The organism is Enterovirga aerilata, from assembly GCF_013044135.1.
Lineage (GTDB): Bacteria > Pseudomonadota > Alphaproteobacteria > Rhizobiales > Beijerinckiaceae > Enterovirga > Enterovirga aerilata.
In genome coordinates, this window is sequence record NZ_JABEPP010000002.1 from 812,660 (window position 1) to 834,995 (window position 22,336).

At 68.2% G+C, this 22,336-nt stretch carries 19 protein-coding genes and 3 tRNA genes; 9 read left to right on the plus strand and 13 right to left on the minus strand.

The features are described from left to right. The first annotated feature begins 280 nt into the window (after window positions 1-280). Window positions 281-1,012, plus strand: coding sequence for a dienelactone hydrolase family protein (locus tag HJG44_RS09255; protein ID WP_171218032.1), 732 nt, complete (start codon window positions 281-283; stop codon window positions 1,010-1,012). Between the two features lie 112 nt (window positions 1,013-1,124). Next, on the plus strand, window positions 1,125-2,111 hold the full coding sequence (locus tag HJG44_RS09260; protein WP_171218033.1) for an ABC transporter substrate-binding protein: 987 nt from the start codon (window positions 1,125-1,127) through the stop codon (window positions 2,109-2,111). Window positions 2,112-2,132: 21 nt separating this feature from the next. Here the strand turns inward: HJG44_RS09260 and HJG44_RS09265 are convergent, their stop codons facing one another. The 7 genes from HJG44_RS09265 to HJG44_RS09295 all read right to left on the minus strand — a co-directional run bounded on the left by HJG44_RS09265 (window position 2,133) and on the right by HJG44_RS09295 (window position 8,330). Beyond that, window positions 2,133-2,981, minus strand: coding sequence for an ABC transporter permease (locus HJG44_RS09265; RefSeq protein WP_171218034.1), 849 nt, complete (start codon window positions 2,979-2,981; stop codon window positions 2,133-2,135). Beyond that, window positions 2,978-3,928: an ABC transporter substrate-binding protein gene (locus tag HJG44_RS09270; RefSeq protein WP_171218035.1), complete on the minus strand. Its 951-nt coding sequence runs from the start codon at window positions 3,926-3,928 to the stop codon at window positions 2,978-2,980. Before HJG44_RS09270 ends, HJG44_RS09265 begins: the two co-directional genes overlap by 4 nt. A gap of 33 nt (window positions 3,929-3,961) precedes the next feature. Then, window positions 3,962-4,618 carry an ABC transporter permease gene (locus HJG44_RS09275; protein ID WP_430395044.1) on the minus strand — a complete coding sequence of 219 codons (657 nt, stop codon included), beginning with the start codon at window positions 4,616-4,618 and terminating at the stop codon, window positions 3,962-3,964. Between the two features lie 104 nt (window positions 4,619-4,722). Beyond that, window positions 4,723-5,514, minus strand: a complete 792-nt coding sequence (locus HJG44_RS09280) for an ABC transporter ATP-binding protein (RefSeq protein ID WP_171218037.1) — start codon at window positions 5,512-5,514, stop codon at window positions 4,723-4,725. A 30-nt stretch (window positions 5,515-5,544) separates the two neighbouring features. Then, window positions 5,545-7,194: an amidohydrolase gene (locus HJG44_RS09285; RefSeq protein ID WP_246736120.1), complete on the minus strand. Its 1,650-nt coding sequence runs from the start codon at window positions 7,192-7,194 to the stop codon at window positions 5,545-5,547. A 945-nt stretch (window positions 7,195-8,139) separates the two neighbouring features. Further along, window positions 8,140-8,213 (minus strand) — tRNA-Gly (locus HJG44_RS09290). Between the two features lie 32 nt (window positions 8,214-8,245). Next, window positions 8,246-8,330, minus strand: a tRNA-Tyr gene (locus HJG44_RS09295). A gap of 173 nt (window positions 8,331-8,503) precedes the next feature. Between HJG44_RS09295 and HJG44_RS09300 the strand changes: the two genes are divergently transcribed. After that, window positions 8,504-9,313, plus strand: coding sequence for a TrmH family RNA methyltransferase (locus HJG44_RS09300; RefSeq protein ID WP_171218038.1), 810 nt, complete (start codon window positions 8,504-8,506; stop codon window positions 9,311-9,313). Here the strand turns inward: HJG44_RS09300 and HJG44_RS09305 are convergent. After that, window positions 9,288-9,854 carry a hypothetical protein gene (locus HJG44_RS09305; protein WP_171218039.1) on the minus strand — a complete coding sequence of 189 codons (567 nt, stop codon included), beginning with the start codon at window positions 9,852-9,854 and terminating at the stop codon, window positions 9,288-9,290. The genes HJG44_RS09300 and HJG44_RS09305 overlap by 26 nt on opposite strands. Before the next feature lie 223 nt (window positions 9,855-10,077). Here HJG44_RS09305 and HJG44_RS09310 point away from each other — a divergent pair, with 223 nt between their 5' ends. Beyond that, window positions 10,078-11,793 carry an MFS transporter gene (locus HJG44_RS09310; protein ID WP_171218040.1) on the plus strand — a complete coding sequence of 572 codons (1,716 nt, stop codon included), beginning with the start codon at window positions 10,078-10,080 and terminating at the stop codon, window positions 11,791-11,793. 91 nt (window positions 11,794-11,884) lie between these two features. Here the strand turns inward: HJG44_RS09310 and HJG44_RS09315 are convergent, their stop codons facing one another. The 3 genes from HJG44_RS09315 to HJG44_RS09325 are packed head-to-tail and all read right to left on the minus strand — an operon-like array spanning window position 11,885 to window position 14,695. Then, window positions 11,885-12,607, minus strand: a complete 723-nt coding sequence (locus tag HJG44_RS09315) for a DUF72 domain-containing protein (protein ID WP_210260992.1) — start codon at window positions 12,605-12,607, stop codon at window positions 11,885-11,887. Continuing rightward, on the minus strand, window positions 12,604-13,680 hold the full coding sequence (locus tag HJG44_RS09320) for a tartrate dehydrogenase (RefSeq protein ID WP_171218041.1): 1,077 nt from the start codon (window positions 13,678-13,680) through the stop codon (window positions 12,604-12,606). The genes HJG44_RS09315 and HJG44_RS09320 overlap by 4 nt, the downstream gene beginning before the upstream one ends. A 52-nt stretch (window positions 13,681-13,732) precedes the next feature. After that, entirely contained in the window at window positions 13,733-14,695 is a 963-nt protein-coding gene (locus HJG44_RS09325; RefSeq protein ID WP_346767127.1) for a tripartite tricarboxylate transporter substrate-binding protein, read from the minus strand. Window positions 14,696-14,910: 215 nt separating this feature from the next. Here HJG44_RS09325 and HJG44_RS09330 point away from each other — a divergent pair. Together HJG44_RS09330 and HJG44_RS23370 are read left to right on the plus strand one after the other, a co-directional pair. Then, a tRNA-Thr gene (locus tag HJG44_RS09330) sits at window positions 14,911-14,985 on the plus strand. A gap of 596 nt (window positions 14,986-15,581) precedes the next feature. Further along, window positions 15,582-15,773, plus strand: a complete 192-nt coding sequence (locus tag HJG44_RS23370; protein ID WP_210260993.1) for a hypothetical protein — start codon at window positions 15,582-15,584, stop codon at window positions 15,771-15,773. On the opposite strand, the gene HJG44_RS24385 is transcribed toward HJG44_RS23370, so the two are convergent. After that, on the minus strand, window positions 15,708-15,935 hold the full coding sequence (locus HJG44_RS24385; protein ID WP_171218042.1) for a DUF6894 family protein: 228 nt from the start codon (window positions 15,933-15,935) through the stop codon (window positions 15,708-15,710). The genes HJG44_RS23370 and HJG44_RS24385 overlap by 66 nt on opposite strands. Window positions 15,936-16,227: 292 nt before the next feature. Here HJG44_RS24385 and rpe point away from each other — a divergent pair, with 292 nt between their 5' ends. Next, the gene (gene rpe, locus HJG44_RS09340; protein ID WP_171218043.1) at window positions 16,228-16,911 is read left to right on the plus strand and encodes a ribulose-phosphate 3-epimerase; all 684 of its coding nucleotides are present in this window, start codon (window positions 16,228-16,230) and stop codon (window positions 16,909-16,911) included. A gap of 110 nt (window positions 16,912-17,021) precedes the next feature. Further along, window positions 17,022-18,329 carry an adenylosuccinate lyase gene (gene purB, locus HJG44_RS09345; protein WP_171218044.1) on the plus strand — a complete coding sequence of 436 codons (1,308 nt, stop codon included), beginning with the start codon at window positions 17,022-17,024 and terminating at the stop codon, window positions 18,327-18,329. Window positions 18,330-18,335: 6 nt separating this feature from the next. Here purB and HJG44_RS09350 read toward each other — a convergent pair whose 3' ends face one another. Continuing rightward, the gene (locus tag HJG44_RS09350) at window positions 18,336-20,861 is read right to left on the minus strand and encodes a phospholipase effector Tle1 domain-containing protein (protein WP_171218045.1); all 2,526 of its coding nucleotides are present in this window, start codon (window positions 20,859-20,861) and stop codon (window positions 18,336-18,338) included. A gap of 217 nt (window positions 20,862-21,078) precedes the next feature. Between HJG44_RS09350 and HJG44_RS09355 the strand changes: the two genes are divergently transcribed. Beyond that, the gene (locus tag HJG44_RS09355; protein ID WP_171218046.1) at window positions 21,079-22,335 is read left to right on the plus strand and encodes a cyclopropane fatty acid synthase; all 1,257 of its coding nucleotides are present in this window, start codon (window positions 21,079-21,081) and stop codon (window positions 22,333-22,335) included. Window position 22,336 lies beyond the last annotated feature (1 nt).

Here is a 22,336-nt window from a genome sequence, read left to right on the forward strand (position 1 = left end):
CCTCGCGTCTCGCCTTGGTCCTCCCCAAGACGGGCCTGCGAGGTCGCTGAAACGCCCAGCGCATGGCTGTTATCATGGGGACGGACCGAGATCGACGGAGCGTGGGCGGCGACCGCCTCCTGATTGGCTCTGGCCAGGACGCTTCCCTGGACAGCGCGGACCAGGGCTTCCCGGCCTCCGGCAGTCGTGCGGCCCGTCCCCTGCCGTGCAGCGCGCGCCAGCTCTCCGCCTTGACGCGCATCGCCCAACCGGAAATGTCACGCGGTCAGAGGAGGGACTGGTGGGCCAGAGCATTCGGATCAGGTCGGCGGATGGCGGCACCTTCGACGCCTATCTTGCTGCCGACACCTCACCGCGCGGAGTGGCCGTCCTGCTGCTGCCGGAGATGTTCGGAGTGACACCAGCCATGATGGAGGCGGCGGAGGACTTTGCGGCCGACGGCTTCACCACTCTCGTGCCGAACCTGTTCTGGCGCGATGCGGCGCCCGGTACGCTCGCCTATGACGGTCCGGAGCGCGAGGCGGCGCACAACCGTCTCGAAGCGATGGACCGCGATCTGGCGGTCGAGGATATCGGGGCCGCGCTCGCCGCGTTTCGGGCTCTGCCGGGGGTGCCGCAAAAGGTCGTGGCGGTCGGACATTGCGTCGGCGGGCGGCTCGCCGTGCTCGCGATGGTCCGAACGGATCTCGACGGTGCGGTCAGCTATTACGGCCTCGGCATCTCCAGCCAGGGCGCGGAGCTTGCGACCATCCGCGGCCCCATCCAGCTGCATTACGGCCTCGCCGATCCCTACGTGCCCCTGCCCGAGATCGAGGCCGTGAAGGCGCATGCAGCCGGCAATCCGAATATCGAAATCCTCGAATATCCGGGCGCGGGCCATTCGTTCTGCAATCCGTATCGGCCCATGTTCAGCCCGAGCGACGCCCGCCGGGTGCGTATGAGGACGATCGAACTGCTCGAGCGCGTGGAGCGGAATGCGGCCTGTCCCGCATCCCTCACGCCCGAATCTTGACCAGAGCCGCAGCATTATCGGCATTGCTCTGGAATTTCGATTTTCCTAGGTTCCTCGCGGAGCGTCCCCCGCGCCGCAGGCGTTCGGGCTTCGTGTGCCGGAGGAGAATCGTATGTCTACGTTGAGCAACATGTCGCGCGCCCTGCGGCTCGCCGCGGCGGGCTTCCTTGCCCTAGGCCTGGTGAATGGCGCGGCCAGCTCCGCCGAGCTCACAAAGCTGCGCGTCAGCACCATTCCGATCGCGGACACGGCTTCGTTCGAAGTGGCGCGGCAGAAGGGGTTCTTCGCCGCCGAAGGGCTCGAGATCGACACAACTCCCACCTCCGGCGGCGCGGTCGGCATTCCGGCCCTCATGTCGGGTCAGCTTCAGATCGCCTACAGCAACGTCGTCTCGATCGTTCTGGCGGCCTCGCAGGGGCTCGACCTCGTGATCGTCGCGGCGGCGGACGAGACGGGAGACGCCCCGCCCGACCTCGCGGGGCTCGTCACCAAACCGGGCGCGGGCTTCAAGGACGGCAAGGCACTCGAGGGAAAGCGAATCGCCGTCAACTCCCGCAACAACATCATCTGGCTCTATACCCGGGAGTGGATCGCGAAAACCGGAGGCGACCCGAACAAGGTCAACTACATCGAGGTGCCGTTCCCGCAGATGACGGACGCCGTGCTGCAGGGCCGGGTGGATGCGGCCATGCTCGTCGAACCGTTCCTGTCGGGCGGGCTGAACAGCAAGCAGCTCGAGACCGTGGGCTGGCCCTACAGCACTGTCCAGAAGCGGCTGCCGGTGTCGCAATTTGCGACCACTCGCGCCTATGCCGAGGCGAACCCCGAGATCCTGGAGAAGTTCAGGCGCGCTCTCGCCAAAGCGACCGACTGGACAAACGCCAACATTCAGTCGGACGAATTCCTGGGCATCCTGTCGGGCTACACCAAGGCTCCCGTCGAACGCATCAAGGCGGCGACCATGCCCATTTTCGTAACGACGGTCGACCCTGCGAGCGTCGAGTTCGTCGCCTCGCTCATGAAGCGCCACGGCATCCTCAGGAACGAGGTGGACGCCGCGGCGCTGATCCACCCAGCGGTGAGGGTCAGCAGGAAGTGAGGGCTTCGGCGGGGCCGCGGGTCAGCCGCGGCCCATCCAGGGCATGAGACGCGCCTCGCCGATAAGGAACAGGCGGTTCAGGACGTAGCCCGTGACGGCGAGGCAGAGGACTGCGGCATACATGGCGTCCGGCCGCAACGCGTATTGCATCTGGACGATGTAGTAGCCGATCCCCGCGGAGCCCGCGATCATCTCCGCGACGACCGTCACGACGAGGGCGAGCCCGATCGCGACCCGCAGCCCGGAGGCGATCGCCGGCAGGGTGGCCGGGAGAACCACCCGCAGCACGGTCCTGCTCCAGCCGACCCGGAAGGTCCGTGCCGTCTGCAGCAGGACGTCGTCCACGCCCAGTACGCCTGCCATCGTGTTGATCAGGGCGGGGAAAAAGCTCGCCAGCGCGACGACAAAGACCTTCAGGGCATCATCGATGCCGAGGAAGAGGATGAGCGGCGGCACGATCGCCGGGATCGGGATCGGCCGGATCATCTCCACGACAGGGAGAACGATCCACCTGATCCAGCGATTGGCGCCGAGAAGCAGCCCAAGCGCGACGCCGAGCGAGCAGCCGATGGCATAGCCCGCAAGCATGCGCCCGATCGTGGAGAGGAGTGGAAGCGAGAGTTCGCCACCCAAGGTTCCCCGCCACGCCGCGACGAGCACCGCCGAGAATGGCGGCCAGCTTTGGCCCTGCACCCAGCCGAGCCGGCTCGAGGCCTCCCACAAGGCGAGCAGCACCAGGATCAGCGCAAAGCCGCTCGCGCGCGTATGCGCCCAGTTGCGGCGCGGGCGGGGGGCTGGGTTCTGCGATCCGGCAGAGCGCGCCGTCGTCGCTCGTGCCACCGCGGGAGCGGCAAGGCTCTGCCCCATCATAGCGCCATCGGCGCGACCAGCGCCTTCACGTCCACCGGCTTCCGCAGCAGCCGATGCTCGATCATCAGCTGCGTCGTCCTTTCCATCTGCGCGGGCTCGACGACGAGCGGAGCCGGCGGGAGCGTCAAGGTCTTCAGGAGCGGGACCTCGATCTTCGTGAAGCCGGAGATGATGGGCAGGAGGTCCGGGTTCGTGAGATTGGCGTTGTACCATTCGATCCCGCGCCGGAGCGCGCGCACGAATTTCGCGACCGTCTCGGGTTTCGACTGCACGAAGGACGCGGTCGCGAGATACTGACCGACATCCACGCCGAGTTGGACGGCGCTGTAGGGATGGGCGATCTTCTCGAACTCGGGCTTGGCGGTGGCGAGCGTCACATACGGCACGACCATGTAGCCGGCATCGACCTGCTTCTGCCGGATCGCGTCCTCCATCTGCGGATGCGGGATTTCCTTGTAGGTGACGCGGTCCGGGTTGCCCCCGGTCGCCTTGATCCAGGCACGGGCGTAGAGCCAGATCACGTTGTTGCGCGTGTTCACGCCCACGACCTTCCCTTCGAGGTCCTTCCCCGACCGGATGCCGCTCTCGCGCCGGACCACGATGGCGGAATGGTCGTTCCTGGCCTCCTGGATCTTGGTCCCGGGGGCGATGACGCGAAGCTCGATGCCCTGCTGCGCGGCAAGGAGCGTCGAGACCACGTTGCCATAGGCGATGTCGTAGCTTCCGGCGACCAGACCGGGGATCCCGGTCGCGCCGCCGGCCGAGGGCGAGGTGTCGACGAGCAATCCCTCGTTCCGGAAGAAGCCCCGCTCGATCGCCACGAAGAGCGGCGTCACGTCGTTGATCGGGATGATGCTGACCCGCACCCGCTCGAGTTCGGCGCCTCGCGCCGGCCCGGCGACGGCCAGGGCGGCGCCGGTCTGAAGCAGGCTGCGTCGGTTGAGCATCGTTCGTCCCCTCATTTTCTGGTTTCGGCCGGCTCAGGCGCGTCCACGCCAGGGCACGACGCGCTTGTCCATCCAGTCGAAGATCACCGCGAGCGTCCCGCCGACTGCAGCGAGGACCGCGATCCAGGCGTACATCTCGCGGATCTGGAACGAGCGCTGGAGATCGAGGATCAGGTAGCCGAGCCCGCTCTCACCGGCGAGCATCTCGGCGAGGATCACGAGGACCAGCCCGAGCCCGAGGCCCACCCGCATGCCGGCCAGGATCATCGGCATGGCGGCGGGCAGCACGACGCTGAGGAGCGTGCGCGTGCGCGAGCACTGGAAGGTGCGGGCCGTGTCGAGGAGAACCGGGTCGATCCCCCTCACTCCTTGCAAGGTGTTGATGAGCACGGGGAAGACGGCCGCGAGCACGACGACCGTCACCATCGTGGCGGGCCCGATCCCGAGGAAAAGGAACAGCGCCGGGACCAGCGCGGATTTCGGCAGCGGGCGGATGAGTTCGACCAAGGGTTCGAACAATCCGTAGATCACCGGGCTCGCGCCCATCAGCAGCCCAAGCGTGATCCCGATGAGGCAGGCGAGACCGTAGCCGACCGCAAAGAGCAGGAGCGTGTGCCCGAGAGGGCCCAGAAACTCGCCACCGACCAGGATCTCCCAAAGCGTCAGGCCGACCAGGGACGGGCGCGGCATGAGAACCGGGTTCAACGCCCCGGTCCGGCTGGCGACTTCCCAGGCGCCGAGCAGGGCGACGATGGACAGGATCCCGAGGAGACGCGGGAGGAGCCGGTCGCGCATCAGGCCGCCACCGGCGCGAGGCGGCCGAGGAGCGCCTCCATGAGGTGGTGCCGGAGTTCGAGGAAGCGCTTGTCCTCCCGCGTGGCGATGTGGTCGCGCGGACGCGGCAGCCCGACCTCGATCACCTCGGACAGCGTCGTGGGACGATGACTGAGAACCGCCACACGATCGGCGAGAAACACCGCCTCTTCGACATCGTGGGTGACGAGAACCGCCGTGAACCGGTTTTCGCGCCACAGATCGAGCACGAGCGACTGCAGCTCCATCCGGGTGAGCGCATCCACCGCGCTGAACGGCTCGTCGAGAAGCAGCACCCGCGGCTCCGCGGCCAGAGCCCGTGCGATCGCGACCCGCTGCTGCATGCCGCCGGACAGCTGCCAGGGATACTTGTTCTCGAAGCCAGCCAGGCCGACCTGCTTCAGGTACTCGGAGCAACGCTCCCGAAGGCTGCGGCGCTCGGATCGGGGCGCCGCCTCAAGCGGGAACATCACGTTGTCGATCACCGTCCGCCAGGGAAAGAGCGATTTCGCGTATTGCTGGAAGAGATAGACCACCCCGGGCGGCGGACCGGAGACCGAGCGTCCGTCGAGTTCCACCTCACCGGCGCTGGCGGGCGCGAGACCTGCGGCGATCCGCAGGAGCGTCGACTTTCCGCAGCCCGACGGTCCGACGACGGCAACAAACTCCGAGGGAGCTACGTCGAGCGAGATCGAGTCGAAGGCGAGATAGGCGTCCGGCGAGCCCTCGCCATAAACCTTCCGGACGTTCGACAGGCGAAGCCGTGCGCTCATGCGATGTTTCCCTTGTCCACTCGCCGCGCTTCATGGGCTCTCGAAGACCGTGCGGCCGCCGACGATCGTCCGCACGACCCGGATCTCCTTCAACTCCTCGTCCGAGACGCCGAGAATGTCGGCCGAGAGGACGGCGAGGTCGGCGAGCTTGCCGGGCTCGATCGATCCCGTTCGGTGCTCGCTGAAGGAGTAGCGCGCGGCGGCGCTGGTGTAGAGCCGGATCGCTTCCTCGCGCGTGATCGCCTCGGACGGACCATAGACTGTCCCGGTCGCGTCCCGGCGCGTCGTCATCACGTAGATGTTGAAGAACGGGTTCAGCGGGTTGATCGGATAATCCGTACCCTGCCCCAGCAGGTCCAGGCCCATCGTGTCGATCAGCGATCGCATCGGGATCGCCCGATCGGCCGTCTCCTTGCCCACGTGCCGGGCGATCGCGGCGGCCTTGTCCCACAGGAATGCGCTCTGCGCGTCGACCCTGACGCCGAGATCGCGCGCGCGCACCATCTGGTCCGGCTGCATAAGGCTGCCATGGATCACGACGAAACGCCGGTCTCGAATCGAGCGCTCGCGGTCGGCGGCCTCGTAGGCATCGAGCACGGCGTCCACGGCAGCATCCCCGACCGCATGGATACCGACCCGCCAGCCGTAGCGGTTCGCGATCGACACGAAGCCGTTCAGCCGGTCCTGCGGAATGACCACGGTGCCGCGGTAATCCGGATCGTCCGGATAGCCCGCGCGCATCGCAGCCGTACGCAGGGTCATCCCGCCATCGACCTGGAGCTTCACGCCCGAAAGGCTGAGCCATTCGTCGCCGAAATCGGAGGCAACGCCGATCCGCGCGAAGAACAGCTCCCATTCATCGAGCGAGAGCGTCGGGTTGAGACCGCCCGTCGGGGCGAACATGGCGCTGATCCGGAGCGTGGCCTGTCCGGAAGCGCGCAACGCCTGGTGGACCCGCAGATCGCCTGGGGAGACGGCGGCGCTGATCGCACTCGTGAGGCCGAAGCTATTGAAGTACGCCATGGCGTCCTTCATCTGCGCGACCTGCTGGTCGAAGGACCAGGGCGGCAGGAGCCGCTCCACCAATTCCTCGGCCGCCTCCTCCAGGACTCCCGTGGGCTCGCCGGCCGCGTCGCGGTGGATCTCGCCGCCATCCGGGTCAGGGGTGTCGCGCGTGATGCCGGCAAGCGCGAGCGCCCTGCTGTTCACGAGGGAGAAATGGCTGACCGGAAGGATGACCGGGTGGTCCGGGGCGGCCCGATCCAGTTCCCAGCGTGTGAGGAAGCGCTTCTCGCGAAGCTGCGCGAGAGGATGCCAGATGCGGCCTCGGATCCATTCGCCGGCGGGCGTTCGATCCGCTCTCTCCCGAACCCGCGCGAGGGCCTCGTCGATACTCGAGACGCCCTCGAAGCCGACCGTGCTGCCGAGCAGCCCGGCCCGCTCCACATGGGCATGCGTATCGATGAGGCCGGGCAGAACCGTCCGACCCGCGAGGTCGATCACCTGCGTGTCGGGACCCGCGAGAGAAACGATGTCCTGCGTCCGCCCCACAGCCAGAAACCGGTCACCCCGGATGGCGAGCGCCTCGGCGATCGAGAAACCAGGATCGGCCGTGACGATCCGAGCGTTCACGAGCAGCAGGTCGGGATAGCCGAGCATCGACCCCAGATTGCCTGTCAAGCGGTGCCCTCCCACAGACGAGGACACGGCGGCTCTGTCCGCATCAAAGCTCGTCACTCAGAATGCATCGTTCGGAAGAGCCCTGCGAGGTCGCAGCCCGGCCATCAGAATCGCGGGCGAGGCCGCTTGCGAGCTGGGGCAGGATCTCCGTGGAAGGGAGCGCGGCGACGACGATCGCACCCCGCCTGGCAGGCATGGGCCCCTTCATCCGCGCGGCGCAGCGCTTGGACCGCTGGCGCGTCCGATCATCGAGGTCCCGGTCGAAGAGTTCGGTCCGCACCATGCTTCTGCCCGGTCGAGCCCGACCGCCTGCACGTCCGAGATCTGGATGAACGCGCTGCGCGCCGCGTCCCCGTCCGGAGAGCCCGACCTTGCCGATCCCCTCACCACTGGCGAACCGGCAAGGCCCGGGCCAGGAACATGCGCGTCAGATCGGGCGCCATAGGCTCCTCTCCGGTCCGTGTTTCCGAAATTTCGTTTCAGATTTGCACCACCCTAGAAATTTCGAAATATGCCCGTCAAGCGCCTCCGCTCCCGTTTTCACGCCTTGCCTCGATTTTGGGCTGCCGCCAGGCTTTCGAGCGGAGTGCGCCTCGCGTCTTCGCGAAGGCCGGGCGAAATGGCCGGCCGCCGCATGGGTCGAAGCGACCTCTGCGGCGTGCCGGGTTGTGCTTCTCGAGCAGACCGGCCGCCAGGGCGAACCGCAGGACCGGGCGCGTGACGGCGGCCTCGTTCCGGAAGATGCCGACGACCTCGGCCCGATGCCGCTCCGGGATCAAGCTGCGCGGGGCCGGGCACGGGTTCGAGCTGATACCGCGCCCGGCATGAACAAGCCGAGTACGATCCGCCGCTGCTCCGCATCGCTCAGGATACGTCGGTGCGGCGCCGGCCTGACAGACACATCGGAGGGAGACGGGAGCCGCCAGCTGAAGCTGTTGGTCGGGCTGGAGCGGGTGAAGGGAATCGAACCCTCGTCATCAGCTTGGAAGGCTGTTGCTCTACCATTGAGCTACACCCGCGAGCCCGGGCGGATGGGGATGGGCAGAGCCGGTGGTGGGGGAAGTAGGACTCGAACCTACGAAGGCATAGCCAGCGGATTTACAGTCCGCCCCCTTTGCCGCTCGGGACATTCCCCCGTCCCCGGACAGCCGCTTCCGCAACGGACCGGCGATCCCCGAAGGCGAACCCTCGGTGACCTCCGGGCTTATGGTGACGGGCCTTCCGGGTGTCAACCCGAAGGGCCTCATCCCGCGTGCGGCCATCGCGCCCGGCACTGGACCTCGGGCCCGTTCCCCGCGATGGAACATGAATGAGACAGCCGACGAGAGCCGGGACCGATGCGCGCCCCCGGCCGTTCCGACGAGGCGGCCGGAGCGGCCGCCAGAACGCAAGGCCGGAGATCCAGGACGGGCGCGCCATCCTCTACGGCTGGCACCCCGTGGTCGAGGCGCTGCGCAACCCGCGGCGGCGCCACCTCCGCCTGCTTGCGACCGAGAACGGCGCGCGGCGGCTGGCCGAGGAGTTAGGGAACATTCCCCTCTCCCCGGAGATCGTCCGCGCCGACGAGATCAGCCGGCTGCTCGAGCCCGACGCGGTCCACCAGGGCTTCTACCTCGAATCGGAGGCCCTGGAAGGACCGGGTCTCGACGGGCTGAGCGACACGGCCCTCGTGCTCGCGCTCGACCAGGTCACCGATCCGCACAATGTCGGCGCGATCGTGCGTACGGCCGCAGCCTTCGGGGTGGAGGCGATCATCACGACGGCCCGGCACAGCCCGGCGGCGACCGGGGTCCTGGCAAAGGCGGCCTCAGGCGGGCTCGAGCACGTGCCGTTCCTCGTGGTGAGGAACCTTGCCGAGGCGCTGATCGCGCTGGGCGAGCGGGGCTTCCGCCGGGTGGGACTGGATTCCGAGGGGGCGCTCAGCCTTGCGGAGGTGCCGGCCGTCCGGCCGACGATCCTCGTGCTCGGGGCCGAGGGGAAGGGCCTGCGCCAGCGTACGAAGGAATGCTGCGACGTGGTCGCGCGGCTCGACATGCCGGGCGCCATCAAGAGCCTCAACGTGTCCAACGCCGCCGCGGTCGCGCTCTTCGCCCTCAGCGGGCGGATGGGATCCGGATGAAGACCGGCCCGGAGGCGATCTGGCCCGGGCGGCCGCGCGAGACAGCGACCGGCTTCCCGCCGGCGCGCTTCGGGCGGCTCAGCCCGACCGATGCGCGCCTCTCGCCGATCACGTAGATGGCCGGCGGCTCGACCGGCGATGGCGGGATGCCGATCGCGGCCGGCCATTCGGGCTTCGGGAGCGGCGGAACGAATTCCGGGAGGATCGGCTCGGCGCCGTAGCTGGCCAAAAATCCGCCATAGCCGAGCGGGAGGCCGTGGAAGGCGCCATAGCCCCACCCGAAGGGACGCCCGTGCCGGAAGGCGGCCCGTCGCCGGAGCAGCGCCTCGTTCCGCTCGTACCGCGTCCCGGCGAGCGCGCCCCAGCCCGGCCGCGCGCGATAGCTGACGCGCCCAAGCCCGGGCTTGGGCGCGGACGCAAAGGGGCCGCGAGCACCCGGAACCGCCGACCCGAGACCGCTCGCCGGCGCAGCCGCTACCGGGGGGGCGAGCAGAAGCGCCGCGAGGGCAAGAAGGACAAGGCAGGAGGCTCCGGGCCGCATAGGCGACACTCCATCATCGATCCGGCCTCCTCGCCGCGACAATTACAACCGTCCCGTCGCCGAGTCACGCAACGAAGGTGCTAAGACCTAGGTTGCACGACCAATTGCCGAGCGGCCCAAGATCGATTCCGGCGCGGCCCTATCCTATGCCGGATGCGCGAGAAAGGGGGCGCGCGCGGGCGCGATTCGTGCCCGAGGCGCCAAACAGAGCGGAGAAGGCGCCATGGCGGTCGCAGTCACACCCACAGCAGACAGGGCCGTCCGGCCCATGACACGCGAGGAGCGCAAGGTAATCGTCGCGTCGTCACTCGGCACTGTCTTCGAGTGGTACGATTTCTACCTTTACGGGTCGCTCGCCGTCATCATCGGCGCCCAGTTCTTCTCGGCCTTCGACCCGACCACCCGGAACGTCTTCGCGCTGCTCGCCTTTGCGGCAGGCTTCCTCGTCCGGCCGTTCGGCGCGCTCGTCTTCGGCCGCATCGGCGACCTGGTCGGCCGCAAATACACCTTCCTGATCACCATCCTGATCATGGGCTTATCGACGTTCTTCGTCGGCCTCCTGCCCTCGTACAACCAGATCGGCTGGATCGCCCCGGTCATCCTGATCATCCTGCGCATGGCCCAGGGACTCGCGCTCGGCGGCGAGTATGGCGGCGCAGCGGTTTACGTCGCCGAGCACGCGCCACATGGGCGCCGCGGCTTCTACACCAGCTGGATTCAGACGACCGCGACGGTCGGTCTCCTGCTCTCGCTGCTCGTCATCCTGACATTGCGGGTGTGGATGGGCGAGGCGGGATTCACCCGCGGCGAAGGCTATCCGATCGCCGGCTGGCGGATCCCCTTCCTGCTATCGTTCATCCTGCTCGGCATCTCGGTCTGGATTCGTCTTCAGATGAACGAGTCCCCCGCATTCCGTAAGATGAAGGAGGAGGGCACTCAGTCGAAGGCGCCGCTGTCGGAGGCTTTCGGGCAGTGGAAGAACGCCAAGATGGTGATCTTCGCCCTGCTCGGCCTCGTGGCCGGCCAAGCGGTCGTCTGGTACACGGGCCAGTTCTACGCCCTGTTCTTCATGCAGAGCATCCTCAAGGTGGACCTGTTCACCTCGAACGTGCTCATCGCCTGGTCGCTGATCCTGGGTACGGGCGGCTTCATCCTCTTCGGCTCCTTGTCGGACCGGATTGGGCGCAAGCCGGTCATCCTCGGCGGATGCCTCATCGCGGCGATTACCTACTTCCCGCTTTTCATCGCGCTGACCGAGGTAGCGAACCCCACGCTCTCCCGCGCGCTCGCTAGCGTGAAGGTGCAGGTCCTGGCCGATCCCGCGAGCTGCGGCTCGGTGTTCGATCCGGTGGGCATCCGGACCTTCGACAAGCCCTGCGACGTCGTCCGCGTGGCCCTCGCCCGCTCGGCCGTGAAGTACGAGCAGGTGAATGCGCCGGCAGGCTCGCCGGTCCGGGTCACCTTCAACGGTAAGGACGCGCCCATCGCCGCCACCATTCCGGCCAACATGACCGCCTTCACGGCGGCCGCGGCCGAGGCCGGTTATCCGCGGGCGGGAGACCCGGATATCGTGAAGGTGGACGGGTTCTTCTCGGCCCTGGGTAACGTTCAGGCCCTGAAGGTCATCGGGATCCTCTTGATCCTCGTCCTCTACGTGACGGCCGTGTACGGGCCGATCGCGGCGGCGCTGGTCGAGTTCTTCCCGACCCGCATCCGGTACACGGCCATGTCCCTGCCCTATCACATCGGCAACGGCTGGTTCGGCGGCTTCCTGCCCCCGACCTCCTTCGCGATGGTGGCGGCGACTGGGGACATCTTCTTCGGCCTCTGGTACCCGATCGTGATCGCGCTCGGCACGTTCGTCATCGGCCTCCTCTTCGTGCCGGAGACGAAGGATCGCGACATCTTCGCGGCGACCGAGACCGCAACCCGGCGCTGACCGCCGAGCTGCCGAGACCGAAAGCCCCGCCACGCGGGGCTTTCTTTTTCGTCGCACGGATCCCGCGCTCGGCCTGGAGGGTGGCCGTGCCTCAACCGCCCTCCAGGCTGGCAAGCAGGCCGAGCGCGTTCGCCGCGGCGGCGCCGGATGCCGTGTTGTCGAAGATGCACCAGGTTTCGACGGCCGCTTCGCGAAGGCGCGCCGCAAGCGCGTCGAGAGACTGCTCGCCATAGGAGGAGTAATAGGTCCGCGGGGAGCCGTGCAGGCGAAGGTAGACGAGGCCCGGCCAGCCGCCCGGTTCGGCCGCCTCAGGCACCCGGGCCGGGTCGGCCGCGACGCGCGCGACGCGGTGCTCGCGCAGGAGCTCGTCCGGCTCGACGCCGAACCAGGTGGGATGCCGGGGCTCGAGCGCAATCCCGCCTTCGTGCCGGTCCCGCAGGCTCAGGAGGAAGGCCGCCGCAATGCCCGCCTCGAATATCAGGCTCGGGGGAAGCTGGACGAGGAGCGGCCCGAGCTTGGCGCCAAGGCCCGCGATGTCGCGGAGGAAGCGCTCGAGCTCGGCTTCCACGCCGGCGAGCCGCAGGTCGTGCGTGATGCTGCGCGGCAGCTTGACGGAGAACCTGAAGCCGTCCGGGACCGCCGCAGCCCAGCGGGCATAGGTGGCCGGCCGGTGCGGCCGGTAGAAGCTCGAATTGATCTCCGCCGCGGGAAGGCGAGCAGCGTAGCGCTCCAGAGCGCTCCCCTCCGCCGGGAAGGCATCGGCGACCGCCCGCGGGATCGCCCAGCCCGCCGTCCCGACCCGGATGCGGTTCAATCGTTCGCGCCGCGCAGCGCGTCGCAGACCGCCTCCGTGACCTGCCGGGTCGTGGCCGTGCCGCCGAGGTCGGGCGTATGCAGGCCGGGGTCCGCCGTGACCCGCTCGACCGCCCGCATCAGCCGCTCGGCGGCGGGTCGCTCGCCCAGATGCTCCAGCATCATCGAAGCCGTCCAGAAGGCGCCGACCGGGTTGGCGATCCCCTTGCCGGTGATGTCGAAGCCCGAGCCGTGGATCGGCTCGAACATGGACGGCGTTCTCCGCTCGGGGTTCAGGTTTGCGGTCGGCGCGATGCCGAGCGAGCCCGCGAGCGCCGCCGCAAGATCGGACAGGATGTCCGCATGGAGGTTCGTCGCCACGATCGTGTCGAGCGTCTGCGGCCGGAGCGTCATGCGCATGGTCATGGCGTCGACCAGCATCTTGTCCCAGGAGACGTCCGGGAACTCGGCCGCCACCTCCGCCGCGATCTCGTCCCACATCACCATGGCGTGGCGCTGTGCGTTCGACTTGGTCACAACGGTCAGCAGCTTGCGCGGGCGGGACTGCGCCAGCCGGAAGGCGTAGCGCATGATGCGGAGCACGCCGGCGCGGGTGAACATGGAGACGTCGGTCGCGACCTCCTCCGGCAGGCCGCGATGCACGCGCCCGCCGACCCCGGCATATTCGCCTTCCGAGTTCTCCCGGACGATGACCCAGTCGAGTTCGGGCCCCGAAACGGCGCGCAGCGGGCTCGTGATGCCGGGCAGGATCCGCGTCGGCCGCACATTCGCGTATTGGTCGAGCGGCTGGCAGATCGCGAGCCGCAACCCCCAGAGCGTCAGATGGTCCGGGATGTCGGGGGCGCCGACCGCCCCGAAATAGATGGCGTCGAAGGAGCGGAGCCGGTCGGCACCGCCCTCCGGCATCATTACGCCGTGGCGGCGGTAGTAGTCGGAGCCCCAGTCGAAATGCTCGACCTTCAGCTCGAAGCCGCCGTCGCGCTCCGCGCAGACGCGCAGCGCCTCGAGGCCGGCCTCGATCACCTCCGGGCCGATCCCGTCTCCGCCGATCGCCGCGATCCTGTGGCTTCGCATGCCGTTCCGTCCCAGAGAAAAGGGGTGATCGCCGGTGGGCGTCAGTTCGCGGTCACGCCCGCGCGCCTGATGACCGGGACCCACTTGTCGATCTCGGTCGCGACGAGCTGCCGGAGCGCCTCCGGCTCTGGCCGGCCTCGTCGGGCAGTTCCGCGCCGAGTTCGAGAAGCCGCTTGCGGGTCGTCCCGTTCGCCAGAGCGGCCCGGGCAGCCGCGTTGAGCCGCCCGACGATGGCGGCGGGCGTGCCCTTGGGTGCGAACAGCGCGTTCCAGCCCGTCGCCTGGAATTCCGGCAGGCCCTGCTCGGCCGAGGTCGGCACGTCGAGGATCACGGAGAGCCGGTTCGGGACCGCCACCACCAGCCCCTTCACGGCGCCCGCCTGGACCTGCGGCACGACGGCGACCGTCTGGTCGCAGACATAGTCGATCTGGCCGGCCAGGAGCGCATTGAGGGCCGGGCCCGAGCCGCGGAACGGCACGTGCTGCGGCTTCGCGCCGACGAGCGAATCGAGGAACAGGCAGGTCAGGTGCGAGGTCGCGCCGACCCCGCCTGTGCCGTAGTTCAACGTCTCGCCCCTGGCCTTGAGCAGCGCGACGAACTCCTTGAAGTCGCGGACGGGAAGGTCCTTTTTCGCGACCACCAGCATGGGCGTCGCGGCCGCGTTCATGACCGGCTCGAAATCGGTCCGCGGGTCATAGGCGAGCTTGGGATAGAGCCCGACGCTCGCGGCCTGCGTCCCGAGATTGCCCATCAGCAGCGTGTAGCCGTCCGGCGCGGCCTTCATCACCCGCGTGACCCCGACCGTGCCGCCCGCGCCGGTGACGTTCTCGACGAGGATCTGCTGGCCGAGGCTCCGCGACATGTCGTCGGCCATGATCCGGGCGATGACGTCGGTCGTCCCGCCGGCCGCGAACGGCACCACCAGCGTGACCGGCCGCTGGGGATAGGCATCCTGCGCGGCCAGGGGCGCGGCGATACCCACGACAGCCGCCAGCGCGGCCCAGAACGCCTTCATGCTTCCTCCCGGACGAGCGCGCGACTGCCTTGCCGGGCGTTGCCGGCGGTGCTCGAGCGAAGACGCGACCTTAGCGGATCGGGGCGGCTCGTCCACCGCCCCTCCCCGCCGCATCCGCTCCCGCACGCCCGATTCCGCCGTCGTCCGCCGCTGCCCTGCGTGCTGCGCCACCACGGTGGAAGGGTCGCTCGAAATGGTCTAGATCGCTTCGCGGCGCCGGCTTAGCTCAGCGGTAGAGCAGCGGTTTTGTAAACCGAAGGTCGGGGGTTCAATCCCCTCAGCCGGCACCACCCGTCAGGCGGCTCGGGCTCGCCAGGGCGGCGGATCAAGGCCAGGGGCAGATGCGGCGTCAAGCATCCCGGTGCCTGCCCCCTGCCTGGACAGCAGCCATATGCGCCTGCCCTCCCCTTCGGCGCTCCTCCTGAACCGCGGAAGCTTGCGACGGGATCATCCGGTCTCTCCCCGATGCAGAGGTAAGCGGCAACATAAAGGTTAAGGCCGATCCGTTTTTGAAACTCAAGTCAGACGCAATATGTTCTTGGCTTGTCTAACGCGAACGACAAGATCGGACGAGGACACGGAATGCGTTTTCTGAGACCGGTGCTCTTGGCCATTACCGGAGCAGTGCTTGTCTTATCACTGCGTAGACTGGCAAGCGACCGGGATCGGCTATCGCTCCAGCGCAGGCGGACAGTTACCGGGCCGGCGGCTGCCATCAGGGAGCACATCAAGCAGATGCTGTCGCGCACCGATCCGGCCCGAGGGTGAAAGCTCAGCCTAGACTGGTGGAAGATCAACGACTTTCCGGCGCGTGTGGCGCCGCACGACGGGCTTCACACGCAGCTTGCTAAATCGCTCCCGACCTTCAGAAAGGAAGGGCGATGCCATGCCGGAGACGAGCGACAACCGAGAGGCGATCAAGGACCACGTGAAGCGCATGCTGCATTGCCTCGTCGCGACGCAGATGGGAATCGCTGGTCAGGGCGTTGCGGAGCGGCCGCCAGCGGCTGCTTCACGTCTGGAATTCCGTGAGGGCAAGGCTGAAGAGGGTGCGGCCGGTATCGTCGACGACGTTTAGGTGATAGCCGTCCCAGCTCCGCTCGAGACTTGGGTTCTCCCGGCGCAACTCGGAAATCGCCTGCAAGGCTTGTGCCCGCGCGTCCTCGACCGAGGACACCTCGACGCCGGTTCGATCCAAGATCTGCTTATCGGCGCTGATGACGTGAAAGAAGCATCTCACCGGCAGCCCTCGCCTGCTCCGGAATCGGACGCCGGCGCAGATTACATGATAATGCAGCCGGCCTTGCTACTCTCCAGGGGTAAGCCGCTTCGTTTCCGCCATCGTCGGCCTATGACGCAGCGGGCAGAGTGTGGTGCTTGGGCAGGCAAGCTGCAGAGCTGCAGCGAGCACGGCGTCCGAGCCCGGCTCCCGAGAGCCGAATGCTGCAGGCCGAAAAGCGAAGGTCGGTCTCCCCCGGGCGCTGCTGCTTGCACCGTTGCCGCGGCGGGGAACGGGGTGCTACCCCGCCTCGATGACCCGGCCGCTCCGTCTCGCTCCCTCCATCCTCTCGGCCGACTTCGCCGCGATCGGCGAGGTCGTCCGCGGCCTCGATCTGGCAGGCGCCGACTGGATCCACCTCGACGTGATGGACGGCCATTTCGTCCCCAACATCTCGTTCGGGCCCGACATGGTCCGGGCGGTGCGGCGGCTCACCCCGAAGCCGCTCGACGTCCACCTGATGATCGCGCCGGCCGACCCATATCTCGCGGCCTTCGCCGAAGCCGGGGCGGACGTCATCACGGTCCATGCGGAGGCGGGACCGCATCTCCACCGCTCGCTGCAGACTATCCGGGCGCTCGGCAAGCGCGCCGGCGTCGCAATCAATCCCGCCACCCCCGAGAGCGCCGTCGAGCCCGTACTCGATCTCGTCGACCTCGTGCTCGTCATGAGCGTCAATCCGGGCTTCGGCGGCCAGGCCTTCATCCCGGCCGTCTGCGAGAAGGTCCGGCGCATCGGCGCCATGACGGCCGGCCGCGACATCGAGATCGAGATCGACGGCGGCATCACGGCCGAGACGGCGCCCGACGCGGCCCGGGCGGGCGCGAACGTGCTCGTCGCCGGCTCCGCCGCGCTCAGGGGCGGGCCGGAGCGTTACGCCGACAATCTTCAGGCCATCCGGCAGGCGGCCGAACGCGCGACCGGCACCTGGGCGTAACGCGCCGTCATCCTTGGGCTTGACCCGAGGAACCAGCACCGCTTGGCCTGGATGGTCGGGTCAAGCCCGACCATGACACAGGGCGGCATGGCCTGCCCGAGGACGAAAGCATGATTCCGCGCTATTCCCGCCCCGAGATGGCGGCCATCTGGTCGCCGGAGACCCGCTTCCGCATCTGGTTCGAGATCGAGGCGCATGCGACCTCGGCGCTCGCGGAGCTCGGGGTCGTTCCCAGGGAGGCGGCCGAGGCGATCTGGGAGCGCGGATCCAAGGCTGTTTTCGACGTCGACCGCATCGACGAGATCGAGCGCGTCACCAAGCACGACGTCATCGCCTTCCTGACGCATCTCGCCGAGCATGTCGGACCGGAGGCGAGGTTCGTCCACCAGGGCATGACCTCGTCCGACGTGCTCGATACCTGCCTCAACGTGCAGCTGGTGCGCGCGGCCGACATCCTGCTCGCCGATCTCGACGGACTGCTCGCGGCCCTGAAGCGGCGCGCCTTCGAGCACAAGATGACGCCGACGATCGGCCGCTCGCACGGCATCCATGCCGAGCCGGTCACGTTCGGGCTCAAGCTCGCCCAGGCCTATGCCGAGTTCGACCGGGCGAAGCAGCGGCTGCTCTTCGCCCGCCGCGAGGTTGCGACCTGCGCCATCTCCGGCGCGGTCGGGACCTTCGCCAATATCGACCCGCGCGTCGAGGAATACGTGGCGGAGAAGATGGGGCTCGCGCCCGAACCCGTCTCGACCCAGGTCATCCCGCGCGACCGCCACGCCATGTTCTTCGCGACGCTCGGCGTGATCGCCTCCTCGGTCGAGCGGCTGGCGATCGAGATCCGCCATCTGCAGCGGACCGAGGTGCTGGAGGCCGAGGAGTTCTTCTCCGAGGGCCAGAAGGGCTCCTCCGCCATGCCGCACAAGCGCAACCCCGTCCTGACGGAGAACCTGACCGGCCTCGCCCGCATGGTGCGCGCCTATGCGATGCCCGCCATGGAGAACGTGGCGCTCTGGCACGAGCGCGACATCTCGCATTCCTCGGTCGAGCGGATGATCGGCCCGGACGCGACCGTGACGCTCGATTTCGCACTCGCCCGCCTGACGGGCGTGGTCGACAAGCTGCTCGTCTACCCCGAGAACATGCGAAAGAACCTCGACCGCCTGGGTGGGCTCATCCACTCGCAGCGGGTGCTGCTGGCCCTGACGCAGAAGGGGGTCAGCCGCGAGGATTCCTATGCCTGGGTGCAGCGCAACGCGATGCCGGTCTGGCGCGGCGAGGGTGACTTCCTGACCTTGCTCAAGGAAGACCCGGACGTCTCCTCGAAGCTCGCGCCTGCCGAGATCGAGGAGCTCTTCGACCTCGGCTACCACCTCAAGCACGTGGACACGATCTTCAAGCGCGTGTTCGGCGTAGCATGACGGAGGTCAGGCGCCGCCGCCGGCCTCGGCCCGGACCACGCTTACCGTCGCCGAGCCGCGATTGTTGCCGTAGAAGCAGCTCCTGGAGACCGGGAAGAGCACCGCGTCGTTCACATAGGCGTAGAGCTCGCCGGCGGATCGGGCCTTGACGACGGCCTCGTACCGGTTCGTCGGCCCGCCCGGCGCGACGACCCGCTTCCAGGCCGGCGCATAGGTGTCGGTCCCCGTCTCCCCGATGCGAAGCATGAGCTTGTGCCACGGCTGGGCGAGGTGCCTGCGCAGGGGCACGCCGAGCGTCATGCGTGGCGGGACGTCATTGGGCGAGAGCCCGTTCGGGCCCGAGGCGATCGTATCGTCGAGCCAGGCTTCGCCGATTTCGACCGCGACTAGGTAGGTCGCATCGCGCTCCATCGCGATCCCCGTCGGGTGGCAGAAGCTGGAGGTCCGGAAGGTCGGACCGGCCGGCCCCGGCCCTGGCCCGCAGGTGAACCCGGCCGATTCAGCCACCGTGAGGCCGACCTGGTTGCTCGCCGCGACCGCCGCGTAAAGGATGCCCAGGACGAACAGGAACGGGAGGACGTAAACGGTCAATCCGCGATAGAAGGCCTTGTAGCCGGCGCTCAGGCGGAGGCGCTGGATGAAGGCGTCCGCGGACGGTGCTGCCGGCTGTTCCGGCTTGCCGAGCCCGCGCGGCCGGAGCGGGCGGATCGCGTACCAGGCCGGCCGCATGCGGTCGCCGATCGCCTGCGCGAGGACGCCGCCGCGCCGGTAGCCGAACGCGACCGCCAGCGCCACGACGAGAAACCACCCTGGATTGCTGGCGAAGACGTCGATCCAGGGCCGAGCGAAGCCCGGAAGCAGCGACCCGACGGCCGTGATCGGCTCTGCGACGAAGCAGAACGGCGATCGGCACGCGCCGTCGGGGTTGACGGACAGGATGAGCGGAAATACCGCCAGGACCAGGGTGGCGAACAGGGTCCAGAAATAGGCGACCCGGCGCCGCCAGACCGTGTTCCAGACCCGTTCGGTTCGCTCGTCCAGCCGATCGAACTCGCCTTCGCAGGGATGGGCATGATCGCGGGCCGGACGAACGCTCTCGTCCTTCATGACCACCCGCAGGCCCGCCACGTGCCCGTCGGTCTTGGACGGCGGCAGGGCGGTCGGGATCACGATGGGAGCGTAGCCGTCGAGCCCCTTCCGTATCCGCTCGAAGGCGCTCTCATGCACGTTGATGCCGCGCAGCTCGATCCCGCTCTTCTCGACCAGGGCCGAGATGCGCCGGGGATTGTACCGGTAATAGGCCGCGAGCCCGCGACGGGAATCGTAGATGGGGCCGTTCTCGTCCGCCAAGGCCCCGTAGGCCGCCACGGCGTTCGGCACGAGGCGGAGACCGGCATCGCGGGCTCCTCGCAAGATCCAGATCAGGGGCACATGGCTCAGCGTGTCGTCCGGGTAGCCGCCGCCGACATTGGCGTGGACCCCGGCGAACCAGACCTGGCTGATCCGTGGCCGGGCCAGGGGAGTCGGCCATTCGCTATCGCCGTCTCGGGCCGGCGTCGCGGGGCCGGGGACGCCCGAGGATTGCCGCGTCTCGCCGTCCTGTCCGTCCGGAGAGGGAAAGTAGGGAAACGAGCGCACCGGGAACGGCAGCGACGGCGCCAAAGGATCGGGCGGGACGAGATACATATCGGTCTCGTCCTCGTGCCAGAGCCGCGGGTGGAACGTGTTGCGCTCGTCGTCCAGCGCCAGGGCATGCATGGCCCGCCGCACCCGCCCATTGAGCTTCTGGTCCGGCATGGACAGCGGCCAGACGAGCCAGTCGATGGCCCGCGTCAGCTCGTCGACGGGCAGGCCATAGGCGTCGACCGTGTCCCACAGGCCAGCGAATTCGATCTCGATCGGCCTGTCCTGTTCGGGCCGCTGCGCGGCTCCTCCGGTCCATGGACCCCTGTATTCGGCCGGCGCGCCCAGCTTCGGCACACCGTCATAGGTCACTCCGTGCCGGATCCCGTGCCACCCATCGATGAACCAGTCCCGAACCGCCCGGATCACCGGGACGAGACCTTGGGTGTTGGTATACCGCAGACGGCGGTATCGCCTGTAGGCCGCGGCGACGTTCCGCTTCAGCGCTGCCTCGTCTCCGTTATACTCGACGATACCCTGATTGAGGATCAATCCCATCAGGACGCGGATGGTGAAGGCTCCGCGGCTGAACCCGAATGCGTAGATCTTGTCGCCGGGGCGGTATGTCCGGCACACGAACGCGTAGAGGTCGCGGACATTCTGGCCCAGGCCAAGGCCGATCGCGCCGCCGAGGAGAGCGAGCGGGCGGAGAGGCGAGGTGCCTACGCCCTCGTCGTAGAAGGCATACTGGATCGGATGCGCCTCGTGCAGCGGGTCTGCCAGGTCGACCGCCTGGTAGGTCCGCCAGACGTTGGTCCGGAACAGCTTCGCGGCGCTGTTCCCCGTTCCGTCGGAGAACAGCACGAGATTCCGGTACGTCGCGCCCGGATGAGGCCGATCCTGGTCCATGAAGCGCCCCGCTGCCTGACGCCAGACTGCAACCCCAGGTCGTAAAGATCAACTTCGATCTCGCGTGACTGGAGGCGCTGGGCAGGCTCCGCTGCGGTCTCATAGCCGACCTCCGTTTCCACAAGAGACATGCGCAGAAGGCATGCCTGAGGCACTTGCGAACGGCCGAGCTTCGGCGAATCCTGTCTCTGTCGGGTTTGCCTTCGGGACTGCGCCGATGGTGTTCGATCGCCTTCTAGCCAAAGCCCTTGCCGCCTTTGTGCAGCGGGGGTCGCTCGAGGTCACGGCCGAGACGGGCGAAGTTCATCGTGCGGGAGACGGAACGGCGCCGCGGGTGGCTGTCCGGCTGGTGGGCGAGGGAGCCACAAGGGCGCTCGTGATCGATCCGGAGCTCACGCTCGGCGAGCTCTACATGGATGGCCGGCTCGTCATCGAGGAGGGGACCCTCATGGAATTCCTGCAGCTCCTCCTGCAGGACAGCCGCGCCGAGCGCTCCAAGCTTCCCATTCCGACGATCGCGAAGCTGCGCTCGCTCGCCTGGCGCCTCGCCGGACGCAACGACGCACGGCTCGCCCGGGCCAATGTCGCGCACCATTACGACCTCTCCGGACGGCTCTACGATCTCTTCCTCGACCGGCACCGGCAATATTCCTGCGCGTATTTCGAGCATGAGGGCCAGGCGCTCGACGACGCGCAGCGGGCCAAGCAGCGCCACATCGCGGCAAAGCTCGCGATCCGTCCCGGCGACGACGTGCTCGAGATCGGCAGCGGCTGGGGCGGTCTCGCGATGTACCTCGCCCGCTATGCCGGGGCCGAGCGCGTGCGCGGCATCACGCTGTCCGCGGAGCAGCTCGCCGCCTCGCGGCGGAGCGCGGCCGAGGCCGGGCTGTCCGACCGCGTCGCCTTCGAGATGGAGGATTACCGGGCGACGCAGGGCCGGTTCGACCGGATCGTCTCGGTCGGCATGTTCGAGCATGTCGGCCCGAAGGACTACGGGGCCTATTTCGAGGCCGCCGCGCGGCTCCTCGCCGAGGACGGCGTGATGCTGCTCCACACGATCGGGCGCACGGGCGAGCCGGGCTACACCAATCCCTGGATCCGCAAGTACATCTTCCCGGGCGGGCACCTCCCGACGCTCGCCGAGGTGATGCCGGCCATCGAGCGCTCGGGCCTGATGGTGACGGATATCGAGGTGCTTCGGCTTCACTATGCCGAGACGCTGAAGGCGTGGCGCGAGCGCTTCCTGGCCCGCCGGGACGAGGCGCTCGCTCTCTACGACGAGCGCTTCTGCCGGATGTGGGAGTTCTACCTCGCCCTCTCCGAGGCGGCCTTCCGCTGGGAGGACGTCGTCGTGTTCCAGATCCAGCTCGCGAAGCGGAACGACGTGCTCCCGATCACCCGTGACTATATCGCTCGGAACGAGGAGATGCTTCGGCGCGCGGAGGAGACGCGCCTCCAGGTCGCGGCGGAATAGC

Bases quoted from the DNA above. Each gene is read 5' to 3' on its own strand.
- HJG44_RS09260 (WP_171218033.1), top strand. From the start codon at position 1,125: ATGTCTACGTTGAGCAACATGTCGCGCGCCCTGCGGCTCGCCGCGGCG.
- HJG44_RS09265 (WP_171218034.1), bottom strand. From the start codon at position 2,981: ATGATGGGGCAGAGCCTTGCCGCTCCCGCGGTGGCACGAGCGACGACG.
- HJG44_RS09270 (WP_171218035.1), bottom strand. From the start codon at position 3,928: ATGCTCAACCGACGCAGCCTGCTTCAGACCGGCGCCGCCCTGGCCGTC.
- HJG44_RS09275 (WP_430395044.1), bottom strand. From the start codon at position 4,618: ATGCCGCGCCCGTCCCTGGTCGGCCTGACGCTTTGGGAGATCCTGGTC.
- HJG44_RS09280 (WP_171218037.1), bottom strand. From the start codon at position 5,514: ATGAGCGCACGGCTTCGCCTGTCGAACGTCCGGAAGGTTTATGGCGAG.
- HJG44_RS09300 (WP_171218038.1), top strand. From the start codon at position 8,504: ATGAGACAGCCGACGAGAGCCGGGACCGATGCGCGCCCCCGGCCGTTC.
- HJG44_RS09305 (WP_171218039.1), bottom strand. From the start codon at position 9,854: ATGCGGCCCGGAGCCTCCTGCCTTGTCCTTCTTGCCCTCGCGGCGCTT.
- HJG44_RS09310 (WP_171218040.1), top strand. From the start codon at position 10,078: ATGGCGGTCGCAGTCACACCCACAGCAGACAGGGCCGTCCGGCCCATG.
- HJG44_RS09320 (WP_171218041.1), bottom strand. From the start codon at position 13,680: ATGCGAAGCCACAGGATCGCGGCGATCGGCGGAGACGGGATCGGCCCG.
- HJG44_RS09325 (WP_346767127.1), bottom strand. From the start codon at position 14,695: ATGAAGGCGTTCTGGGCCGCGCTGGCGGCTGTCGTGGGTATCGCCGCG.
- HJG44_RS23370 (WP_210260993.1), top strand. From the start codon at position 15,582: ATGCCGGAGACGAGCGACAACCGAGAGGCGATCAAGGACCACGTGAAG.
- rpe (WP_171218043.1), top strand. From the start codon at position 16,228: ATGACCCGGCCGCTCCGTCTCGCTCCCTCCATCCTCTCGGCCGACTTC.
- purB (WP_171218044.1), top strand. From the start codon at position 17,022: ATGATTCCGCGCTATTCCCGCCCCGAGATGGCGGCCATCTGGTCGCCG.
- HJG44_RS09350 (WP_171218045.1), bottom strand. From the start codon at position 20,861: ATGGACCAGGATCGGCCTCATCCGGGCGCGACGTACCGGAATCTCGTG.
- HJG44_RS09355 (WP_171218046.1), top strand. From the start codon at position 21,079: ATGGTGTTCGATCGCCTTCTAGCCAAAGCCCTTGCCGCCTTTGTGCAG.